Here is a 15,268-nt window from a genome sequence, read left to right on the forward strand (position 1 = left end):
CCGGCGCCGGACCGGTCCCGCATCCGAGGGGGGTGCGGGACCGGTCCGGGCATCTGGGCAGGCCCTAAAGAATGTGACATATTACTGTCGTGCTCAAGAGACACTCCCTGGACGCCGTGATCATCGGCGCCGGCGTCGTCGGGGCGGCCTGCGCCTACTACGCGGCCCGCGCCGGACTCTCCGTGGCCGTGGTCGACCGGGGCCCCGTGGCGGGCGGCACCACCGGTGCCGGCGAAGGCAACCTGCTCGTCTCCGACAAGGAGGCGGGACCCGAACTCGACCTCGCCCTGCTGTCCGCCCACCTGTGGACCGAACTCGCCGCGGTCCTCCCGCCGGACATCGAGTACGAGCCCAAGGGCGGGCTCGTCGTCGCCCCCGACGAGCGGACCGTGAAGGCCCTGCGGCAGTTCGCGGAGGGCCAGCGCGCGGCCGGCGTCGAGGCGGCCCCGGTGGCGGCGGACGCCCTGCACGACCTGGAGCCGCACCTGGCCCCGGGCCTGGCGGGCGGCTTCCACTACCCGCAGGACGCCCAGGTCCAGCCCGCCCAGGCGGCGGCCCGCCTGCTGGCCGCGGCGCGCGCCCCGGGGGCGGCGGCCGCAGCCGCGGCCGCCGAGGTGTACCTCGGCGAGGAAGTGACGGAGATCCTGCTGGACCGGGGCGCCGTACGCGGGGTGCGCACGCCCCGCCGCGAACTCCTCGCCCCGGCCGTGGTGAACGCGGCCGGCACCTGGGGCGGCCACATCGCCTCGCTGGCCGGGGTCACCCTCCCCGTCCTCCCGCGCCGCGGCTTCGTCCTGGTGACCGAACCCCTGCCGAGGGTGGTCCGGCACAAGGTCTACGCCGCCGACTACATCGCGGACGTCGCCAGCGGCTCCGCGGCCCTGCAGTCCTCGGCGGTGGTCGAGGGCACCCCGTCCGGCCCGGTCCTGATCGGCGCCACCCGGGAGCGGGTCGGCTTCGACCGCACCCTCTCCACGGAAGCCCTGCGCCGCCTGGCCGCCCAGGCCGCGGCCCTCTTCCCCGTCCTGGCCGACGTCCGGGTGATGCGCGCCTACCACGGCTTCCGCCCCTACCTGCCCGACCACCTCCCGGCGATCGGGGCGGACCCGCGGCGTCCCGGGCTGCTGCACGCCTGCGGGCACGAGGGCGCGGGCATCGGCCTGGCGCCCGCCACCGGGCTGCTGATCGCCGCCGCCCTGACGGGGGCCGAACCGCCGCTCCCCGCCCACCCGTTCCGTCCGGACCGCTTCGCCGCGGACCCGGCCGCCACCGACACCACCCCTGAGGAGCAGCACTGATGCGCAGCCCCCGCGCGCTGGTCGGCGGCAGCCCGGCAGCCGTGCACGAGATCACCTTCGACGGCCGGGAACTGCCCGCCCTGCCCGGCCAGAGCATCGCCGCCGTGCTCTGGGGCGCGGGCATCCTCGCCTGGCGGACCACGCGCGAGGGCGGCGCCCCGCGCGGTGCGTTCTGCGGGATCGGCAGCTGCTACGACTGCCTCGTCACCGTCAACGGCCGCCCGAACCAGCGCGCCTGTCTGGTCCCGGCCCGGCCGGGGGACTCCGTCACCACCCAGGAAGGAACGGGCCGTGCCGACCTCGCCGTCTGAGCCCGCCGGTCGCGCGGGCCGCGCGGATCCCCCCACCGCGCCCGCGCCCGCCACCGCGTCGGCACCGCCGTCCGCGTCCGCGTCTGCCGCGGCGTCGGCGTCCGCGTCTGCCGCGGCGTCGGCGTCCGCGTCTGCCGCCGGTCCTACGTCCGCCGGTCCCGGGCCCGCGTCTGCGTCTGCCGCCGGTCCTGCGTCGGCGCCCGCGTCTGCCGCAGGTCCCGCGTCCGCCGCCGCCGCGTCCGCGGCGGCCCGTGCCGATCTCGCGATCGTCGGGGCCGGTCCGGCAGGGCTCGCCGCCGCCGTCACCGCAGCCTGCCTCGGGCTGCGGGTCACGCTGCTCGACGCGGGCGACCGCCCCGGCGGGCAGTTCTACCGCCACCCCGCCCCGGGACTGGGCGCGGCCCGCCCCGAGGCGCTGCACCACGGTTGGGCGGAGTTCGCCACCCGCGAAGCCGCCCTGCGCGCCCACGAGTCGGCCGGCCGGATCACGTACCTCCCGCTCCACCACGTGTGGACGGTCGTCCCGGGCGGGGCGGCCGGGGCGCGCCGCGGACACGCCGGGCCCGCCACGGAGTGGGTCCTGCACGCCGTTGCCGGTCACGCCCCCGAGGAGCGGGCCACCGCCGTCACGGCCCGGGCCGTGCTCATCGCCACCGGTGCCTACGAGCGGCAACTGCCCTTCCCCGGCTGGACCCTGCCGGGAGTGGTCGGGGCCGGCGGGGCGCAGGCCATGCTCAAGGGCGGGTTGGTCCTGCCGGGCAAGCGGGTGGTCGTCGCCGGGAGCGGGCCGCTGCTGCTGGCCGTGGCCGGGTCCCTCGCCGCCGCCGGAGCCGCCGTGCCCGCCGTGGTGGAAGCCGCCGCCTACACCGCGTACGCCGGCCGGGTCCCCACCTTGCTGCGCAACCCCGGCAAGCTCGTCGAGGCCGCCACCTACGGCGGGGCGCTGGCCCGTCACCGCGTCCGGCTCCTCACCCGGCACGCCGTCACCGAGGCGCACGGCACCGACCGGGTCGAGGCCGTCACCGTGGCCCGGCTCGACCGCGACTGGCGACCGCTGCCCGGTACCGGCCGCCGGATCCCCTGCGACGCCCTGGCCGTCGGGCACGGGCTGGTGCCCCAGCTGGAACTCGCCACCGGCCTCGGCTGCGCAACCCGCACCGGCCCCGACGGCGCCGTCGCCCTCGTCCTCGACGCCGAGCAGCGGACCTCCGTCCCGGGCATCTGGTCGGCGGGCGAGACCGGTGGCATCGGCGGGGCCCAACTGGCCATGACCGAGGGCGAACTGGCCGCGCACTCCATCGCGGGTGCGCTGCCCGGGGGCCGGCTCACCCGCAGCCGCGCCCGGCTGCGCGCCTTCGCCGACGCGATGGCCGCAGCCCACCGCCCCGGTGAGGGGTGGACCGGCTGGCTCCGGGACGACGCCGTCGTCTGCCGCTGCGAGGAGGTGCCGGCCGGGCGGATCCGCGAGGCTGCGGGCGACCTCGGCGCGCGGGACGCCCGCAGCGTCAAGCTCCTCACCCGGGCCGGCATGGGCTGGTGCCAGGGCCGGATGTGCGGCCCGGCCGTCGCGGCCCTGGCCGGGGAGGAGCCCGCGCCCGACCGGCGGCCGCTGTCCTGCCCCGTTCCGCTGCGCCACCTCGCCGAACTTCCGCCCGCCGAGCACTGATCGGGGCGCCGGGGCCCTTGTGGCCACGCCGCACCCGCTAGTAAAATGTCACACACCACTCTAGGGAGCTCTCACATGACCCACGCGCACACCCCCGCGCCCCGCACCCGCACCCGCCCCTGGCACGGAATCATGGTCGCCACCGCGCTCCCGCTGCGCGAGGACCTCACCGTCGACTACGACGCATACGCCGAACACGTTGCCTGGCTGATCGCGGGCGGCTGCGACGGCGTGGTCCCCAACGGCTCCCTCGGGGAGTACCAGACCCTCACCGACGAGGAGCGGGCACGCGTCGTGCGCACCGCCGTCGAGGCCGCCGGCGACGGCGACCGCGTGATGCCCGGCGTCGCCGCCTACGGCAGCGCCGAGGCCCGCCGCTGGGCCGACCAGGCCGCCGAGGCCGGCGCCGGCTCCGTACTCCTGCTGCCCCCCAACGCCTTCCGGGCCGACGAGGACGCCGTACGCGCCCACTACGCCGAGGTCGCCCGCGCCGGGCTGCCCGTCGTCGCGTACAACAACCCCATCGACACCAAGGTGGACCTGACCCCGGACCTGCTCGCCCGGCTGCACGCCGACGGCTCCATCGTCGCCGTCAAGGAGTTCAGCGGCGACGTGCGCCGCGCCTACGAGATCGCCGAGCTCGCCCCCGGCCTCGACCTGCTCATCGGCGCCGACGACGTCCTCCTCGAACTCGCCCTCGCGGGCGCCGTCGGCTGGATCGCCGGCTACCCCAACGCGCTCCCGAACGCTTGCGCCACCCTCTACAGGGCCGCCGTCGCCGGGGACCTCGACACCGCCCTGCCGCTCTACAAGTCCCTGCACTCGCTGCTGCGCTGGGACTCCAAGACCGAGTTCGTCCAGGCCATCAAGCTCTCCATGGACCTGGCCGGGCGCCCCGGCGGCGCCACCCGCCCGCCGCGCTTCCCGCTCACGGGCGAGACCGAGGCCGCCGTCCGCGCCGCCACCGAGAAGGCCCTCGCCGAGGGCCTCAACTAGTCGTCCGGGGGAACCGCACATGCGCACGCGCCACGTCTACCACGCGGTGGACTCGCACACCGAGGGCATGCCGACCCGGGTCATCACCGGGGGAGTCGGGGTGGTCCCCGGCGCCACCATGGCCGAGAAGCGGCTCCACTTCATCGCGCACATGGACCACGTCCGGACCCTGCTCATGTACGAGCCGCGCGGACACTCCGCGATGAGCGGCGCGATCCTCCAGCCCCCGACCCGCCCGGACGCCGACTACGGCGTCCTCTACATCGAGGTGTCGGGCCTGCTCCCCATGTGCGGGCACGGCACCATCGGGGTCGCCACCGTCCTCGTCGAGACCGGCATGGTGGCGGTCGTCGAGCCGGTCACCACCGTCCGGCTCGACACCCCGGCCGGGCTGGTGAGCGTCGACGTCCGCGTCGAGGACGGGGCGGCGACCGCCGTCACCCTCACCAACGTGCCCTCCTTCAGCGTCGGCCTCGACCTCAAGACCGAGGTCCCCGGCTTCGGCACGCTCACCTACGACCTGGCCTACGGCGGCAACTTCTACGCCTTCGTCGAACTCGACGCTCTCGGCCTGCCCTTCGACCGCGCCCGCAGGGACGACCTGCTCGCCGCCGGGCTGGCCGTCATGGACGCGATCAACGCCGGCCCGGACCGGCCCGTCCACCCCGAGAACCCCTCCATCGCCGGGGTCAAGCACGTCTACCTCGCCGCCCCCGGCTCCGACGCCCACCGCTCCCGGCACGCCATGGCCATCCACCCCGGCTGGTTCGACCGCTCGCCCTGCGGTACGGGCACCAGCGCGCGGATGGCCCAGCTGCACGCCCGCGGCCTGCTGGAGCTCGGCGCGGACTTCGTCAACGAGTCCTTCATCGGCACCGAGTTCACCGGCCGGCTGGTCGGGGAGACCACCGTCGGCGGCCTCCCGGCCGTGGTCCCCACCGTCACCGGCCGGGCCTGGATCACCGGCACCGCCCAGTACTTCCTCGACCCGACCGACCCCTTCCCCGGAGGGTTCCTGCTGTGATCACCGTCCGTACGGTGGACTACCACACCGCCGGCGAGCCCTTCCGGATCGTCGACTGCGCCCTGGAAGGGATGCCGCCGGTCCCCGGGGACACCGTCGCCGAGCGCTGCGCCACCGTCATCGGCCCGGGAGGCTCGGGGACCGCCCCGCGCCGGGGCGCGCTGGACGACGTACGGCGCCTGCTCGTGCAGGAGCCGCGCGGGCACGCCGGGATGTACGGGGGGTTCGTGGTCCCGGCCGACGACGACGGCGCCCACTTCGGTGTGCTGTTCTGGCACAAGGACGGCTACTCCACCGCCTGCGGCCACGGCACCATGGCCCTCGGGGTCTGGGCCGTGGAGACCGGCCGGGTCGCGGCCCCGGAGGACGGGGACGCCCCGGTGCGCATCGACGTACCGTCCGGGCGCGTCACCGCCACCGTCCACCGCGGCGGGGGCCGCACCACCGGGGTCACCTTCCGCAACGTCCCGGCCCGGGTCGGCGCCCGCAAGGTCCCCGTCGCCACCTCGTTCGGGCTGGCCGAGGTGGACATCGCGCACGCCGGGGCCTGTTACGCCGCCGTCCGCGCGCGCGACCTCGGTCTGGACGTGACCCGGGCGGCGCTGCCCGCCCTGGTGCGGGCCGGACAGGAGATCCGGGCGGCGCTGGCCACCCACCCCGCCACCTGGCACCCGGACGGCCCCTTGCTCTCCGGGGTCTACGGGGTGATCCTCCACGAGGAGCTGCCCGACACCCCGTTCGGGCCGCACCAGCGCAACGTCACCGTCTTCGCCGACGGGCAGGTCGACCGCTCGCCCTGCGGCTCCGGCACCTCGGCGCGGCTCGCGCTGCTCGCCGAGGACGGGCGGCTCGGCCCGGGCGAGGACCTGCTGCACGAGTCGGTCACGGGCACGGTGTTCACCGGGCGGATGCTGGACGGCGGGGGCACCGAGGTCACCGGCACCGCCCACCGCACCGGCGAACACGCCTTCGTGGCGGACCCGCACGACGCGCTCGGCACCGGATTCCTCCTGTGACGGGCATCCCCCAGCTCGCCGCCGGGCCGATGGCCGCCCTGCTCACCCCGGCGGCGGCCGCCGACGCCGTGGCCGCCGCCCTGCTCGGCGGCCTCGACCCGGAGAGCTGCCCGCCGCGTTCCGCGATCGAGGTGCCCGGCGGCGGCGAGCTGCTGCTGATGCCGGCCGCGTCCGGCGCGTACGCCGGGGTGAAGATCGCCGGGGTCGCGCCCGGGAACCCGGCCCGCGGGCTGCCCCGGATCACGGGCTCCTACCTCCTCCTGGACGGGCCCACCCTGCGCCCGCTGGCCCTGCTCGACGGCGCGGCGCTGACCGCCCTGCGCACCCCGGCGGTCTCCGCCCTCGCGCTGCGCCACCTGGCGCCCGCCGGGCGGCCGCTGCGCTTGGTGCTCTTCGGCTCGGGGCCGCAGGCGTACGGACATCTGGAAGCGGCCCTGGCGGTGCGGGAATTGGCCGAGGTGGTGGTGGTCGCCCGCGACCCGGGGGGCGCGGAGCGGCTCGCCGCGTACGCCCGCACCCTGGGCCCGGCCGCCCGGACCGGCACCCCGAAGGCGGTGGCCGACGCCGATCTGGTGATCTGCTGCACCACGGCCCGGCAACCGCTCTTCGACGGGCGCCTCATCGGTCCGGAGGCCACCGTCGTCGCCGTCGGTTCGCACGAGCCGACGGCCCGGGAGACGGACACCGCCCTCGTGCGACGCGCGGCGGTGTACGTGGAGTCCCGGGCGGCGGTCCTGCGCGAGGCGGGGGACCTCCTGGTCCCGGAGGTCGAGGGGGCCATCGGGCCCGGTCACATCACCGGCACCCTCGCCGACCTGGTGGGCGGCCGGATGCCGGCGGGCGGGCCGCGGAGTTGTCCACAGCTCTTCAAGAGCGTGGGCATGGCCTGGGAAGATCTCGCTGTGGCGGTCGCGCTGTTCGAGGCCGCCGGAGTGTGAGCAGCGCAACGTGACATTGTACGCTGTTGCTCTCCTCGTCGGTGGTGTCGGGGGTCTCGGAGGAATAGCAATGGGTGACCTGAAGCAGCACAGTCTCATCAAGGCCCAGGAGCGCCTCCGCGACCAGGTCGGCCACGCCCTGCGGGCCGCGCTGATAGCGGGCGAGCTGCGCCCCGGCAGCGTCTACTCCGCACCGGGCCTCGCGGCCGAACTCGGCGTCTCGGCCACCCCCGTCCGCGAGGCCATGCTCGACCTGGCCCGGGAAGGACTGGTCGAGCCGGTCCGCAACAAGGGCTTCCGGATCACCGAGGTCAGCGAGCGCGATCTGGACCAGTTCACCGAACTGCGCACGATGATCGAGGTGCCGACCATCGGCCGGATCACGAAGATCGCCACGGCCGAGCAGCTGGAGGCGCTGCGTCCCGTCGCCGAGGAGATCGTCACCAGCGCGCGCGAGCACAACCTCATCGGCTACCTGGAGGCCGACCGCCGCTTCCACCTCTCCCTGCTGGCCCTCGCGGGCAACGACCGGCTGGTGGAGACGGTCGGCGACCTGCGCAAGCGGTCCCGGCTCTACGGCCTGACCGGTCTGGACGAGGCCGGCAAGCTGGTCTCCTCGGCGGAGGAGCACATCGAGCTGCTCGACCTGATGCTGAGCGGTGACGCCGAGGCGGCGCAGGAGTGCATGCTCCGCCACCTCGGCCACGTCCGCTCCCTGTGGGCCCAGGGCCGTGACGAGCCGGTCGGCCGCGTCCCCGGAGGCCTCGGCTCCGGCCTCCAGTAGCCTCCCGGCGGTCGGCGGCCGGCGGTCGGCACCGGATCAGCAGGGCGGTCGGCCGCCGTCACGGGCCGACAGCGGCCGGTCCGCCGAGATGATCGCCGCCTCCGGGCGCGGTACCGGGGTGCCGTCGGGCAGGAGCAGTACCGGCGGGTCCACCACGGTTCCCACGTCGGCCGCCGCGGCGCTCGTGTTCGCCGCCGTGACCCGCCCCCTGGGCTGCGGGGCCAACACCCCCGCCTCCCGTACGTACGCCACGAAGCTCTCGAAGTCCCGCTGGTGCCGGTAGGGCTCCTGGAACTCGGAGAGGGCCGGATAACCGTCGCTCGCGAGGAGCGTGTACGAGGGGGCCGCGAGCCGGTAGCTGCGGCCCGGGTCCAGCGGGACGCCGTCGACGAAGACCTCCGCGGGATCCACCCGGTCCCCGGCCGGCCCCCGCGCGTCGAAGCTGTAGCGCACGTTCCGGGAGACGGCGAGGGGAGCGAAGCGCAGGTCGCCGCTCTCCGTCGTCGTCCACTGCTCCTCCAGCGCGTCGTGGATCCGCTGCCCGGTCACCCACGCGCTGACGATCGGATCGCCGAACCCGATGGCCCGCCAGGCGCTGCCGAAGGTGACGGCGCCGCCCGACGCCGCGTCGAGGACGAGGTCCCCGGCGATGACCGCCTGGCCGACGCGGGGCGCCGCGGCGATCACGGCGAGCTGGGCCGGGACGTTGGGGTGGACGTTGGCGTCGTTCTCGGGGTCGGTGGGCCTGCTGCCCGCCCACAGTGCCCAGTCGGCGGCCAGGTTGCCCATGGTGCTCTCGCCCGCCGTGTTCCGGGTGCGCAGGAACGAGCCGCTCTGCTGACCGATCCGGGTCCGGTCGCGTGCGGCGGCCTGTCCCGCCCAGTAGGTGACGACCTCTTGCAGCCCCGGATGAGGGGCGACGTCCCGGGTGTTGGGGTGGTTGGTGGACACGGTCAGTTCCCGGACCACCCGGCCGGTGAGCGGGTCGAGCCGCAGGTTGATCTCATTGATGACCTGGCCGTAGCAGCCGGCCTCGACGAACGGGCGGGGGACGCCGTTCGGGTCGGGGACCATCATGTTGAACCGGCAGTGCCAGTGCCCGGTGACGATCGCGTCGATGTCCGGGGAGACCCGTAGTGCGAGGTCGAGGGCCGGCCCCGAGGGGTCGACGCCGCTGTTGAAGTCGGCTCCCGCCACCGCCCCGTCGTGGAGGCTGAGCACGATCGCGTTCACGCCCTGGCTCCTCAGCAGGGCCGCGTAGCGGTCGGCGGTGGCGACCGCGTCGAGGGTGGCGAGGCCCGGCTGGTAGGAGCCGGGGAAGCGCTCGCTGCCCACGGCGGTGAGGTGGATGAACCCGATGGGCAGCTCCCGGCCGTCGGCGGTGGGGACCCGCTCGATGTTGTAGGCGGGCAGGACCGTCGTCCCGTCCTGGCCCCGGACGAGGTTGGCGCTGTAGTAGCGGAAGTCGGCGCCGTGGAAGCGCAGGCCGGAGGAGTCGGTGAAGGAGGTGTCGCGGCCCTCGACCGGGAACGGGACGCCCTGCTCCATGTGGCGCTGGAGCATGGCGGGCGATTTGTCGAACTCGTGGTTGCCGGCCGTCGCGAAGTCGAGCCCCATGCGGTTCAGGGCCTCGATCGTCGGCTCGTCGGCGAAGGCCGCGGCGTCGAACTCCCATCCGGAGAAGGCGTCTCCGGGGGTGAAGAACAGGGAGTTGGGGTGCCCCTCGCGGAGCCGTTCGAGGTGCGCGGCCATGTACGCGACGCCGCCGACCGTGTAGCTGCGGCCGCCGTTGCCGACGATGACGGAGTTGCTGCCGGGTGCGCCCTGTAGATAGCCGTGCAGATCGGTGATGTCGAGGAGCTGGACGTCGACGTACTCGGCGGCGGTGGCCGCGTCCCGGGCGTCGGCGGTGGCCCGTGCGGGGACCCCGAGCGCGAAGGTCGCCGCCACGGCCCCCATCGCGGTGAGGAAGTCCCGCCGCCCCGGTTCCGGTCGCCCCGGTTCCCGCCGCCCCGGTTCCTGCCGTGAACTCCTGCTCCGCTGCGTGGCCTTGGCCTGCGTGATCACATCCGGCATGTTCCCGCCCGCCGGGCCGGCTGTCGTGCCGACGCGCCGACCGACGCTTTGGACACGGCTGGATAACGGCGGTACCAACCCCTTGTCAGTGCAATTTCACATTACTATGTTACCGGTCACATCCTAGAGCGCGGCCCTTCACTGGAGTGACCATGACCAAGCGCACCCAACTCGCCCTCGCCACCGCCCTGGTGGCAGCTCTCGCACTCGGCGCCTCGGGCTGCTCCGACACCAAGAAGGGCTCGTCCGGCGCGGGCGGCGCCAACCCCGCCGCCGCCAACGACGGCAAGGTCCTCGGCGGGACCCCGGTCAAGGGCGGCACCCTCACCGTCCTGTCCAACCAGGACTTCGCGCACCTCGACCCCGCCCGCAACTGGACCATGCCGACCATGGACTTCGGCACCCGGCTGCTCTACCGCACGCTCGTCACCTTCAAGGCCGAGCCCGGCAAGGCCGGCAGCGAGCTGGTCCCCGACCTCGCCACCGACCTCGGCACCCCCTCCAACGGCGGCCGCACGTGGACCTTCACCCTCAAGGAGGGCGTCAAGTACGAGGACGGCACGCCGGTCAAGGCCCAGGACGTCAAGTACAACGTCGAGCGGTCCTTCAGCCCCGACCTCACCGGCGGCCCCGACTACGCCGCCCAGTACCTGGCCGGGACCGAGGGCTACAAGGGCCCGCTCCAGGGGCAGCACCTGGACTCCGTCAAGACCCCCGACGACCGCACGATCGTCTTCGAACTGAAGCGCCCGGTCGCAGAGTTCTCCGCGACCGCGACCCTGCCGACCTTCGCCCCGGTGCCGCCGTCCCAGGAGAAGGGCACCCAGTACGACGCCCGACCCTTCTCCTCCGGCCCGTACAAGATCGAGTCGTACGACCGCGACAAGAAGCTGGTCCTGGTCCGCAACGAGCACTGGGACCCGGGGACCGACACCGTCCGCAAGGCCTACCCGGACCGCTTCGTGGTGGTCATGGGCCTCAAGGGAGGCCAGATCGACGACCGGATCATCGCCGGCGAGGGCGCCGACGCCTCCACCGTCCAGTACGCCGACATGCGCCCCGAGAGCGCCCCCAAGGTGCTGCCCAAGCCGGAGATCAAGGCACGGCTGCTCGCCGAGTCCCAGGGCTGTACGGAAATGCTGCACCTGAACAACTCCCGCGCCCCCTTCGACGACCCGAAGGTCCGCGAGGCCATGCAGTACGCCGTCGACAAGGAAGCCGTCATCACCGCGGGAGGCGGCCCGGCCCTCAACGAGATCGCCACCGCCTACCTGCCGCCCGCCCTCTCCGGCGGCAAGCAGGCCGACGTCCTGAAGATCGCCCCGGCCGGCGACCCGGCCAAGGCCAAGGAACTCCTCAAGGCCGCCGGCAAGGAGACCCTGAAGGTCTCCCTGTCCGTCTCCACCGGTGACAAGGGCAAGGCGGAGGCCATCCAGCAGGGCCTGTCCCGCGCCGGCATCGAGGTCGTCATCGACACCGTCGACCCGGGCGCCTACTACGACGTCATCGGCGACCTCTCCACCACCCCCGACATGACCCTCACCGGCTGGTGCCCCGACTACCCGTCCGGCTCCACCTGGATCCCGTTCGTCTTCGACGGCCGGACCATCAAGGAGAAGGGCAACCAGGGCAACTACAGCCAGTTCCGCGACGAGGCGACCACGAAGCGGATCGACGAGATCAACGCCATGGCCGACGCCAAGGAGGCCAACCAGGCCTGGATCGACCTCGACGCCGCCCTGATGGCCAAGTCCCCGAACGTCCCGCTCCTCCTGGAGCGCAAGCCGCTCCTCGTCGGCACCAACATCGCGGGCGCCTTCGGCCACCCGGTGTGGACCGGCACCATCGACTACGGGACCGTCGGCCTCAAGGACCCCTCGAAGAGCCAGGGCTGAGGGCCCGAAGGATCCCCGCAGCCATGACCACCACAGCACCGGTCCCGGACGACCGGACACCCCTGGGCCCCGACGGCCCCCCGGCCCCAGGCGCCGCCCGCGCCCCCGGCAGCGCACCAGCCCCTGCCAGCGCACCAGCCCCCGGCACGGCCCCAGCCCCCGGCACGGCCCCGGCCAGCACCCCGCCCTCGGGCAGCACCCCGCCCTCGGGCAGCACCCCGCCCTCGGGCAGCACCCCGCCCTCCGGCAGTGCCCCGGTTCCCGATACCGCCACGGCCCGGCCCGCGGCAGCGCCCGGCAGCAGCCCCTGGCAGCTCGCCCGGCGGGAACTCCGCCGCCGCCCCGCCGTTCGCGTCAGCCTCTGCGTCGTCCTCCTCTTCGTCCTCATGGCCGTGACCGCCCCCTGGCTGGGCGCCCTCGGGGGCTGGTCCCCGCACGAGTTCGACAAGACCGCCGTCGACCCCTACCTCGGCGGCCAGCCACTCGGCACCCTCGGCGGGATCAGCCCCGAGCACTGGCTCGGAGTCGAACCCGTCACCGGCCGCGACCTGTTCGCCCGCGTGATCCACGGCGCGCAGGTCTCCCTCCTGATCGCCTTCGCCGCCACCGCCATCGTGGTCGTCGCCGGCACCGCCGCCGGGATCGCCGCCGGCTACTTCGGCGGCCGCACCGACACGATCCTGTCCCGGCTCATGGACCTGACCATGTCCTTCCCCTCGCTGATCTTCATGATCGCGATGCTGTCCGTGGCCAAGGACGTCAACCGGATCGCCTTGATGACCACCGTCATCGGGGTCTTCGGCTGGCCCGGCGTCGCCCGCGTGGTGCGCGGCCAGACCCTCTCCCTCAAACACCGCGAGTACGTCGACGCCGCCCGCGTGGGCGGCTCCGGCCCCTGGCGGATCCTGACCCGCGACATCCTCCCGGGCGTCTCGGGCCCCGTCATCGCCTACACCACCCTGCTGATCCCCGGAATGATCAGCACCGAGGCCGCCCTCAGCTACCTCGGCGTCGGCGTCCGCCCGCCCACCCCCTCCTGGGGCCAGATGATCGCCGAGTCCGTGGCCTACTACGAGACCGACCCCATGTACTTCGTCATCCCCAGCGTCTTCCTCTTCCTCGCCGTGCTCGCCTTCACCCTGCTCGGCGACGCCCTGCGCGACATCCTCGACCCGAGGGGCGGCCGCAGTTGATCCTCTACCTCGGCCGCCGGCTGCTCGCCCTCGCCGGCGTGCTCCTCGCCATCGCTGCCGTCACCTTCCTCATCTTCTACGTCCTGCCCGCCGACCCGGCCGCGGCCGCCTGCGGCAAGACCTGCAGCGCCGAACGCCTGGCCGACGTACGCGCGTACCTGGGCCTCGACCAGCCCCTGTGGCGGCAGTTCGCCGACTTCCTCACCGGCATCTTCACCGGTCGGACCCTGGGCACCGGCCAGTACGCCGTCGCCTGCGACTTCCCCTGCCTCGGCTACAGCTACGAGAACTCGCTGCCCGTCTGGGACCTGCTGATGGACCGGCTCCCGGTCTCCGCCTCCCTCGCCGTCGGCGCCGCCGCGCTGTGGCTGCTCCTCGGCCTCGGCGCCGGGGTCACCGCCGCCCTGCGCAAGGACACCGCCACCGACAAGGCCCTGATGGTCGGTGCCGTCGCCGCCGCCTCGCTCCCCGTCTACTTCACCTCCGTGATGCTCATCTACGGGGTCATCCGCGTCGCCGGCCTCCTGCCCTACCCGACCTACCAGGCCTTCACCGACGACCCGCTCGCCTGGGCCTCGAACCTGCTGCTGCCCTGGATCGCGCTCGCCCTGCTCTACGCCGCCATGTACGCCCGCCAGAGCCGGGGCTCGATGATCGAGGCGATGGCCGAGCCGTACATCCGCACCGCCCGCGCCAAGGGCATGCCCGAGCGCACGGTCGTCGTCAAACACGGGCTGCGCTCCGGCATGACCCCGATCCTCACCATCTTCGGCATGGACCTCGGCGGACTCCTCGCCGGAGCCGTCATCACCGAGTCCATCTTCGGACTCCCCGGCATCGGGCGGCTGTTCTACGGAGCCCTGGTCAACTCCGACCAGCCCGTGGTCCTCGGCGTCACCCTGCTCGCCGCCTTCTTCATCGTCGTCGCCAACCTCGTCGTCGACCTCCTGTACGCCGTCATCGACCCGAGAGTGAGGTACTGATGGCCGAGGCCGCTCCGCTCCTCGACGTACGCGACCTGAGCGTCACCTTCACCACCGGGCGCGGGACCGTGCGGGCCGTCGACTCGATCGGCTTCACCGTCGAGGCCGGACGCACCCTCGGCATCGTCGGCGAGTCCGGCTCCGGCAAGTCCGTCACCTCGCTCGCCGTCATGGGCCTGCACCGCGGCCCGGTCGAGGTCGGCGGATCCGTCGCCCTCGCCGGACGCGAGCTGACCGGGCTCCCGGAACGGGAACTGTCCACGGTCCGCGGTCGCCGGATAGCCATGATCTTCCAGGACCCGCTCTCCAGCCTGCACCCCTACTACACGGTCGGCGAGCAGATCGCCGAGCACTACCGCGTGCACTTCAAGGCCCGCCGGGCCGCCGCCCGCAGGCGCGCCGTCGACATGCTCGGCGAGGTCGGGATCCCGGAACCGGCCCGCCGTGCCGGGGAGTACCCGCACCAGTTCTCCGGCGGCATGCGCCAACGCGCCATGATCGCCATGGCCCTGGCCTGCGAACCCGACCTGCTGATCGCCGACGAGCCGACCACCGCCCTGGACGTCACCGTGCAGGCGCAGATCCTGGAACTGATCGCCCGGCTCCAGCAGGACCGCGGACTCGGCGTCGTGATGATCACCCACGACCTGGGCGTCGTCGCCCGCGTCGCCCACGAGGTGCTCGTCATGTATGGCGGCCGGGCCGCCGAACAGGCCCCCGTGGACGAGCTGTTCGCCGACCCCGCCCACCCCTACACCCGGGGCCTGCTCGACTCGCTGCCCCGCCTCGACACCGCCGACGACGTCCCCCTGCCCTTCATCCCCGGCTCCCCGCCCTCCCTGCTCGCGCCCGCCCCCGGCTGCGCCTTCGCCCCGCGCTGCCCCGTGGCCGCCGCCGGTCCGGACGACCGGAGGGCGCGCTGCTCGGGCGAGCGGCCCGAACCCGCCCCGTACGGTGCGTCGGGGCGGCTGGCCGCGTGCCATTTCGCGGGATCCGCCGCGACCCCACCGGGCGGCTCCGCGCCCGTGTCCCCTTCGACCGCCCCGGGGGTGTCCCGATGACCGTCGGAGCCGATCCTTCCGCGAACG

At 74.2% G+C, this 15,268-nt stretch carries 13 protein-coding genes; 12 read left to right on the forward strand and 1 reads right to left on the reverse strand.

Annotated features, from left to right (window positions below; translation table 11 throughout):
• Window positions 1-89 precede the first annotated feature (89 nt).
• From OG594_RS32885 to OG594_RS32920, 8 genes are all read left to right on the forward strand, one after another.
• Window positions 90-1,298, forward strand: a complete 1,209-nt coding sequence (locus OG594_RS32885; RefSeq protein ID WP_266606005.1) for an FAD-binding oxidoreductase — start codon at window positions 90-92, stop codon at window positions 1,296-1,298.
• On the forward strand, window positions 1,298-1,609 hold the full coding sequence (locus OG594_RS32890; RefSeq protein ID WP_266606007.1) for a (2Fe-2S)-binding protein: 312 nt from the start codon (window positions 1,298-1,300) through the stop codon (window positions 1,607-1,609). Before OG594_RS32885 ends, OG594_RS32890 begins: the two co-directional genes overlap by 1 nt.
• Before the next feature lie 265 nt (window positions 1,610-1,874).
• The gene (locus tag OG594_RS32895) at window positions 1,875-3,275 is read left to right on the forward strand and encodes an FAD-dependent oxidoreductase (RefSeq protein ID WP_266606667.1); all 1,401 of its coding nucleotides are present in this window, start codon (window positions 1,875-1,877) and stop codon (window positions 3,273-3,275) included.
• Between the two features lie 75 nt (window positions 3,276-3,350).
• A complete protein-coding gene (locus OG594_RS32900; RefSeq protein WP_266606009.1) occupies window positions 3,351-4,271 on the forward strand; it encodes a dihydrodipicolinate synthase family protein in 921 nt (306 codons plus the stop codon).
• A gap of 19 nt (window positions 4,272-4,290) precedes the next feature.
• The gene (locus OG594_RS32905; protein WP_266606011.1) at window positions 4,291-5,295 is read left to right on the forward strand and encodes a proline racemase family protein; all 1,005 of its coding nucleotides are present in this window, start codon (window positions 4,291-4,293) and stop codon (window positions 5,293-5,295) included.
• The gene (locus OG594_RS32910; RefSeq protein ID WP_266606013.1) at window positions 5,292-6,311 is read left to right on the forward strand and encodes a proline racemase family protein; all 1,020 of its coding nucleotides are present in this window, start codon (window positions 5,292-5,294) and stop codon (window positions 6,309-6,311) included. Before OG594_RS32905 ends, OG594_RS32910 begins: the two co-directional genes overlap by 4 nt.
• Before the next feature lie 29 nt (window positions 6,312-6,340).
• Window positions 6,341-7,249 (forward strand): ornithine cyclodeaminase family protein, encoded by a 909-nt coding sequence (locus tag OG594_RS32915; protein ID WP_266606668.1) that lies wholly within the window; start codon window positions 6,341-6,343, stop codon window positions 7,247-7,249.
• Between the two features lie 70 nt (window positions 7,250-7,319).
• A complete protein-coding gene (locus OG594_RS32920; protein WP_030719658.1) occupies window positions 7,320-8,033 on the forward strand; it encodes a GntR family transcriptional regulator in 714 nt (237 codons plus the stop codon).
• Between the two features lie 36 nt (window positions 8,034-8,069).
• On the opposite strand, the gene OG594_RS32925 is transcribed toward OG594_RS32920, so the two are convergent.
• Entirely contained in the window at window positions 8,070-9,992 is a 1,923-nt protein-coding gene (locus OG594_RS32925; protein ID WP_266606669.1) for a bifunctional UDP-sugar hydrolase/5'-nucleotidase, read from the reverse strand.
• A gap of 269 nt (window positions 9,993-10,261) precedes the next feature.
• On the opposite strand from OG594_RS32925, the gene OG594_RS32930 reads away from it, so the two are divergent.
• The 4 genes from OG594_RS32930 to OG594_RS32945 are packed head-to-tail and all read left to right on the forward strand — an operon-like array spanning window position 10,262 to window position 15,241.
• On the forward strand, window positions 10,262-12,004 hold the full coding sequence (locus OG594_RS32930) for an ABC transporter substrate-binding protein (protein ID WP_266606016.1): 1,743 nt from the start codon (window positions 10,262-10,264) through the stop codon (window positions 12,002-12,004).
• A gap of 23 nt (window positions 12,005-12,027) precedes the next feature.
• Window positions 12,028-13,197 carry an ABC transporter permease gene (locus OG594_RS32935; RefSeq protein WP_266606018.1) on the forward strand — a complete coding sequence of 390 codons (1,170 nt, stop codon included), beginning with the start codon at window positions 12,028-12,030 and terminating at the stop codon, window positions 13,195-13,197.
• On the forward strand, window positions 13,194-14,180 hold the full coding sequence (locus OG594_RS32940) for an ABC transporter permease (protein WP_266606020.1): 987 nt from the start codon (window positions 13,194-13,196) through the stop codon (window positions 14,178-14,180). The genes OG594_RS32935 and OG594_RS32940 overlap by 4 nt, the downstream gene beginning before the upstream one ends.
• Window positions 14,180-15,241, forward strand: a complete 1,062-nt coding sequence (locus tag OG594_RS32945) for an ABC transporter ATP-binding protein (RefSeq protein WP_266606022.1) — start codon at window positions 14,180-14,182, stop codon at window positions 15,239-15,241. Before OG594_RS32940 ends, OG594_RS32945 begins: the two co-directional genes overlap by 1 nt.
• Window positions 15,242-15,268 lie beyond the last annotated feature (27 nt).

Origin of the sequence: Streptomyces sp. NBC_01214 (assembly GCF_026340975.1) — a bacterium.
Taxonomy (GTDB): domain Bacteria; phylum Actinomycetota; class Actinomycetes; order Streptomycetales; family Streptomycetaceae; genus Streptomyces.

Bases quoted from the DNA above. Each gene is read 5' to 3' on its own strand.
- OG594_RS32890 (WP_266606007.1), top strand. From the start codon at position 1,298: ATGCGCAGCCCCCGCGCGCTGGTCGGCGGCAGCCCGGCAGCCGTGCAC.
- OG594_RS32900 (WP_266606009.1), top strand. From the start codon at position 3,351: ATGACCCACGCGCACACCCCCGCGCCCCGCACCCGCACCCGCCCCTGG.
- OG594_RS32905 (WP_266606011.1), top strand. From the start codon at position 4,291: ATGCGCACGCGCCACGTCTACCACGCGGTGGACTCGCACACCGAGGGC.
- OG594_RS32915 (WP_266606668.1), top strand. From the start codon at position 6,341: ATGGCCGCCCTGCTCACCCCGGCGGCGGCCGCCGACGCCGTGGCCGCC.
- OG594_RS32920 (WP_030719658.1), top strand. From the start codon at position 7,320: ATGGGTGACCTGAAGCAGCACAGTCTCATCAAGGCCCAGGAGCGCCTC.
- OG594_RS32925 (WP_266606669.1), bottom strand. From the start codon at position 9,992: ATGGGGGCCGTGGCGGCGACCTTCGCGCTCGGGGTCCCCGCACGGGCC.
- OG594_RS32930 (WP_266606016.1), top strand. From the start codon at position 10,262: ATGACCAAGCGCACCCAACTCGCCCTCGCCACCGCCCTGGTGGCAGCT.
- OG594_RS32935 (WP_266606018.1), top strand. From the start codon at position 12,028: ATGACCACCACAGCACCGGTCCCGGACGACCGGACACCCCTGGGCCCC.
- OG594_RS32945 (WP_266606022.1), top strand. From the start codon at position 14,180: ATGGCCGAGGCCGCTCCGCTCCTCGACGTACGCGACCTGAGCGTCACC.